The sequence below is a fragment of the Halolamina salina genome (assembly GCF_042678005.1).
Classification (GTDB): domain Archaea; phylum Halobacteriota; class Halobacteria; order Halobacteriales; family Haloferacaceae; genus Halolamina; species Halolamina salina.
Window position 1 is genome coordinate 1 of the sequence record NZ_JBHUDH010000042.1, and the last position, 4,898, is coordinate 4,898.

Annotated in this window: 5 protein-coding genes and 1 pseudogene; 5 read left to right on the forward strand and 1 reads right to left on the reverse strand. The window is 69.3% G+C overall.

Translation table 11 applies throughout. The features are described from left to right. Nucleotides 1–225 (forward strand): annotated as a pseudogene (locus ACFR9S_RS05210) (glycosyl transferase family 2); the annotation flags it as partial. Nucleotides 226–362: 137 nt separating this feature from the next. On the opposite strand, the gene ACFR9S_RS05215 reads toward ACFR9S_RS05210, so the two are convergent. Next, complete coding sequence (locus tag ACFR9S_RS05215) at nucleotides 363–1,184, reverse strand: amidohydrolase family protein (protein WP_379818213.1); 822 nt, start codon at nucleotides 1,182–1,184, stop codon at nucleotides 363–365. 106 nt (nucleotides 1,185–1,290) lie between these two features. Between ACFR9S_RS05215 and ACFR9S_RS05220 the strand changes: the two genes are divergently transcribed. The 4 genes from ACFR9S_RS05220 to ACFR9S_RS05235 all read left to right on the forward strand — a co-directional run. After that, nucleotides 1,291–2,001, forward strand: a complete 711-nt coding sequence (locus tag ACFR9S_RS05220; RefSeq protein WP_379731829.1) for a phosphoribosyltransferase — start codon at nucleotides 1,291–1,293, stop codon at nucleotides 1,999–2,001. Nucleotides 2,002–2,050: 49 nt separating this feature from the next. Continuing rightward, complete coding sequence (locus tag ACFR9S_RS05225) at nucleotides 2,051–2,773, forward strand: type 1 glutamine amidotransferase (RefSeq protein ID WP_379731830.1); 723 nt, start codon at nucleotides 2,051–2,053, stop codon at nucleotides 2,771–2,773. A gap of 55 nt (nucleotides 2,774–2,828) precedes the next feature. Beyond that, a complete protein-coding gene (locus tag ACFR9S_RS05230) occupies nucleotides 2,829–3,992 on the forward strand; it encodes an acyl-CoA dehydrogenase family protein (protein WP_379731831.1) in 1,164 nt (387 codons plus the stop codon). Between the two features lie 521 nt (nucleotides 3,993–4,513). After that, on the forward strand, nucleotides 4,514–4,898 hold a 385-nt coding region (locus ACFR9S_RS05235), incomplete at its 3' end, for a phosphotransferase (protein ID WP_379818214.1).

Genomic DNA, 4,898 nt, shown 5'->3' on the forward strand with positions numbered 1-4,898 from the left:
CTCGCACACGCCGCCAGCGACGCCGCCGCGGCCGCCCGGGGGGTGCTCGGCGGGGAAGGCACCCCCTCCTCGTGGTTCGGGAGCGGCCGGGACGTGATCACCGGTATCGCCCGCGGGAGCGTCGACGGGCTGGTCGCGCGGGCACGGGATCGGAGCGATAGGCGCAACCCTCACGGGCTCTCCGTCGAGACGGAACGGGCGGTCGCGACGTACGATCGGCGGTAGGAGGGGCTGACAGCCGTCGGACTCGTAAGTGGCAGGCGGCGACGGTCAGCCGCCGAACTCGTAAGTAGGAGGCGGCAACGGTCAGCCGCCGGACTCGTAAGTGGAAGGCGGCGAGGGGCAGCCGCCGGACTCCACACTCAGAGGTCGGGTAACAGCCCCGGTACCACCCGCGCGGGGTTCTTAGTGAACACGCGGCGCATCGAATCCTCCGGCACGTCGAGCGTGAGGACGCCCATGACGCCGACGTTCGGGTGGACCGAGGGCGCGCCGCTGCCGAACAGGATCCGGTCGGGGTGTTCGAGCAGCCCCTGCTCCAAGATGTCGCGGTCGGGGACGTACGCGGTGTCGAGGTAGAGATCGTCGTACGCGTCGAGCATCTCCAGCGCCGACGTCATCAGCTCCTCCTGCAGCGGGTAGCCGCCGAAGGAGGTGAGCACGACCGGGAACCCCCGGTCGACCAGCGCGTCGGCGACGGCGTCGGGCGGGCAGTCCGCCCCCGCGTGGACGAGCACCGCGTCGCCGACGGCGGCGAGTTGGTCGACGACGGACTCGGTCGGGAGGCCGTCGTGAGCGGGGTCGAGCGTGAACCCGTGGTAGCGGTCGTCGTAGGCGTACTGCTCCACGTCGCCCGCGGTGGTGTGGTGGGACTTCGGCCGCACGATGGGGTTGACCAGCGGGCCGACTACGCGGTGGACGCTGCGCGGCCCGCCGAGGCGGGCGAACGCCAGCAGCGGGCGGTCCACGCTCAGCCGCGCGACCGCGTTGTTCGCCCGGAGGTACCCCTCGTCGGCGGGCGTGCGGCCGGGCGAGGCCGCCGCGCGCTCGACGCCGGCCTGGTGCATCTCCCGCTCCAGCCGCTCGGGGGACACCTGCCGGCCGCGGACCGCGACGGCCTCCTCGTCCGGGTCGAGGCGGGTGTGTACGTCGGCGACCCGGAAGCCGTGTTCCAACTCCAGCATCCGTTGAACCGTTCCCACCGTGACGCAAAAAGGGATGGGTCGGGGCGCGGCCCGCGGCGTTCGGGGTTCTGAACCCTTAACTGCCGGCCGTCCGACGTACGGACCGATGAGCGACCTCCCCGAGGACTTCGACTGCACGATCACCGACTGGGAGTACATCTACGGGCTCTGCCGCGACGTGGCCGAGGAAGTGCGCGACGACGAGTTCGAGCCGGACGTCGTCGTCGCGCTGGCCCGCGGGGGCTGGTTCGCGGGGCGGTGTCTCTGTGACTTCCTCGGGCTCGACGATCTGGCGAGCCTGAAGATGGAACACTACGTCGGGACCGCGGAGAAATCCGACAGCGCGGAGGTGCGCTACCCCATGCCGGAGGGCAGCGTCGAGGGCAAGGATGTGTTGATCATCGACGACATCGCCGACACCGGCGGCTCGATCAAGCGCGCCGACGAGTACGTCCGGGAACGGAACCCAGGGACGGTGCGGACCGCGACGCTCCAACTGCTCGGCACCTCGGAGTTCGAACCCGACTACGTCGGCGAGTACCTCTCGGAGTGGACGTGGATGGTGTACCCCTGGAACTTCATCGAGGACATGGTCGACCTGATCTCCGGCGCGATGGCCCAGGAGGACGACGCCGAGGCGTTCGACGAGGACGAGATCCGGGCGCTGCTCGCCGAGCACCACGGGATCGACCGGATCGAGATGGAGATCGCCCAGCCCGACCGGCTGGAGGAGGTGCTGTCGGAGATGGTCCACCGCGGCTACCTCGAACGCGAGGGGGAGCAGTGGCGGCTGGTCTCCGAGGACGGCGAGGCCTGAGTCACACACCGCCGAAAGCGTCTTTCCGCGGCACCGCTCACCGGTACGTATGAGCAGGCTCCGCTTCGCGCTTCTGAACGCCGCCCACGAGGGCGAGAACACCCGCCGGAACTTCCGACGGGAGATCCCCGCGGATCTCGCGGAGTTCGACGTGACCGAGGGACAGCTCCCCGCGGATCACGCGTTCGACGGCGTCGTCGTCACCGGCTCCCGATCCTCGGTGTACTGGGACGAGGCGTGGATCCCGCCGCTGATCGACTGGGTCGCCGAGGCCCACGAACGGGGGGTTCCGATCCTGGGCGTCTGCTACGGCCACCAGGTGCTCGCAGAGGCGCTCGGCGGCCGCGTCGCCGGGATGGACGGGTTCGAGATCGGCTACAACGAGATCCAGCGCCGGCCCGAGGCCGACGGCGACGAACTGCTCGACGGTCTCGGCGACTCGTTCACGGCGTTCACGACCCACGGCGACGCCGTCGTCGACCTGCCGGCAGACGCGGAACTGCTCGCGGAGAACGAGTACGGCGTCCACGCGTTCCGCGCGGGCCACTCGTGGGGCGTGCAGTTCCACCCCGAGTACGACGTCGCGACCGCCCGCGAGGTGACCGAGGGGAAGCGCGACCAGATCGGCGACGAGCGCGTCGACGGCGTGCTCGAAGAGATCACGCCCGCGAACTACGAAGCGGCGTGCGAGGCGAAGCGGCTGTTCGAGAACTTCGCCCGCTACGCCGAGCGGGTCGCGAACGAGGGCGTCAGCGCTGAAGCCGACGCGTAGCTGTCGGATTCCCGAATAGCGAACCGCTTTTGCCGACGCCCGTCCGACCTCCGCCATGCTCGACTACGTCGGACTGGAGGGCGACCTCGACGAGGAGGAGCGGCTGATCCGGGACACCGCACGCCGCTTCGTCGAGGAGGAAGTCCGCGACGACATCGGCCAACACTGGCTCGACGGCACGTTCCCGACGGACCTGATCGAGGAGATGGGCGAACTCGGCTTCTACGCGCCCAACCTCGAGGGGTACGGCTCGCCGAACGTCTCCGAGACGGCGTACGGCCTGCTGATGCAGGAGCTGGAGGCGTGTGACTCCGGGCTGCGCTCGATGGCCTCCGTGCAGGGCGCGCTGGTGATGTACCCCATCCACGCGTTCGGCAGCGAAGAACAGAAGGAGCGCTGGCTGCCCGCCCTCGGCGCCGGCGAGGCGGTCGGCTGCTTCGGCCTCACGGAGCCGGAACACGGCTCGAACCCCAGCGCGATGGAGACCCACGCGGTGAAAGACGGCGGCGAGTACGTGCTCAACGGCTCGAAGACGTGGATCACCAACTCCCCGATCGCCGACGTGGCCGTCGTCTGGGCGAAGGACCGCTCGGCCGACGGCGATCCAGTCCGAGGGTTCCTCGTCGAGACGGATCGGGACGGCGTGACGACGAACGAGATCGACGAGAAGCTGTCGCTGCGGGCGTCGATCACCGGCGAGATCAGCCTGCAGGACGTCCGCGTCCCCGAGGACGCCGTGCTGCCGGGCGTCGAGGGGATGAAGGGGCCGCTCTCCTGTCTGACGCAGGCCCGGTACGGCATCGCGTGGGGCGCCGTCGGCGCCGCCCGGGACTGCTTCGAGACCGCGCGGCAGTACGCGACCGACCGCGAGCAGTTCGGCGGCCCGATCGGACAGTTCCAGCTTCAGCAGGAGAAGCTCGCGGAGATGGCGACCCAGATTACCACCGCACAGCTGCTGGCCTACCGCCTCGGGGAGCTGAAAGAGCGCGGCGACCTGCGGCCCCAGCACGTCTCGATGGCCAAGCGCAACAACGTCCGGATGGCCCGCGAGCAGGCGCCCGTCGCCCGGGAGATGCTCGGGGGCAACGGGATCACGGCCGACCACTCGCCGATGCGGCACATGGCGAACATGGAGACGGTGTACACCTACGAGGGGACCCACGACATCCACACGCTGATCCTCGGCGAGGATCTGACGGGGATTCCGGCCTTCGAGTAGTCGTTTCGAGTTGCTGGCGGGGTCGTCATCGATCTGATTTCATTGATACCGGTGTGAACGTCACCGCGGAGTGAGCAGGACCATTTGCGACCGCACAGCCCTCAGACCTCCCCAGCCGACTCGTTCGCTCCTTTCAGTCGCTCACTCGTCCCTCCCGCTGGTCGCGCCCACAAGGGGCGCTCCGGTTTCGCGCCGACGGTGACAGCGGCGCGGTAGCGGTGGACGCCTCGCGCTCGCCAGCGGTCGGCGAGCGCGGGGGGAGGGGTGGGGACTCGGCGCTGCGCCGAACCTCGTGTTCGGCGCCCTGCAGTTACAAGTGGTCTACGAACGAGGTGCTGGTGCTGTCGTAGTCTCAGTTGCCAACGATCGAGATGCTGTTGCTGTAGTCAGCACCCAAGGATCACAGGCGTTCCGTGAAACAGAAACTACTTATCCAATATCACTAATTACCAACCCGTCTTCTCCCGGCCGGAGCCGCAGCACTCTCCCGGCCGGCCGTCGCCCGTCACGCGACGTTCACCATGACCGAAACCGACGTTTACGACGCGCTGTCGACCCACACCGACCAGTACGAGATCGTTCGCGAACTCCACCGCGTCCGCCCGCACGCCACCTACGAGGTCCGGTACCGCGGCGAACGCGCGGTCTGTAAGGTCGAGACCCATCCGGAAGCCGAACTCGGCCGCGAGGCGGCGGCGATGCGGTACGTCGCCGAAACCACGAGCGTTCCCGTGCCCGAACTGCTCGCGGTCGGCGACGACCACTTCGTCGCGCGCTGGATGGACGCCGTACCGGACGATCCGCCGACCCGCGACGAGGCACGCATCCGCGCGCTCGGCCGGGGGCTGGCGACGCTCCACGCCGAGACGAGCGAGATCGGGTGGACCGGGAAGCTCCGCCCGGCGA

What these genes read in the sequence shown, in the direction of transcription:
- ACFR9S_RS05215 (WP_379818213.1), bottom strand. Translation starts at nt 1,184, where the DNA reads ATGCTGGAGTTGGAACACGGCTTCCGGGTCGCCGACGTACACACCCGC.
- ACFR9S_RS05225 (WP_379731830.1), top strand. Translation starts at nt 2,051, where the DNA reads ATGAGCAGGCTCCGCTTCGCGCTTCTGAACGCCGCCCACGAGGGCGAG.
- ACFR9S_RS05220 (WP_379731829.1), top strand. Translation starts at nt 1,291, where the DNA reads ATGAGCGACCTCCCCGAGGACTTCGACTGCACGATCACCGACTGGGAG.
- ACFR9S_RS05230 (WP_379731831.1), top strand. Translation starts at nt 2,829, where the DNA reads ATGCTCGACTACGTCGGACTGGAGGGCGACCTCGACGAGGAGGAGCGG.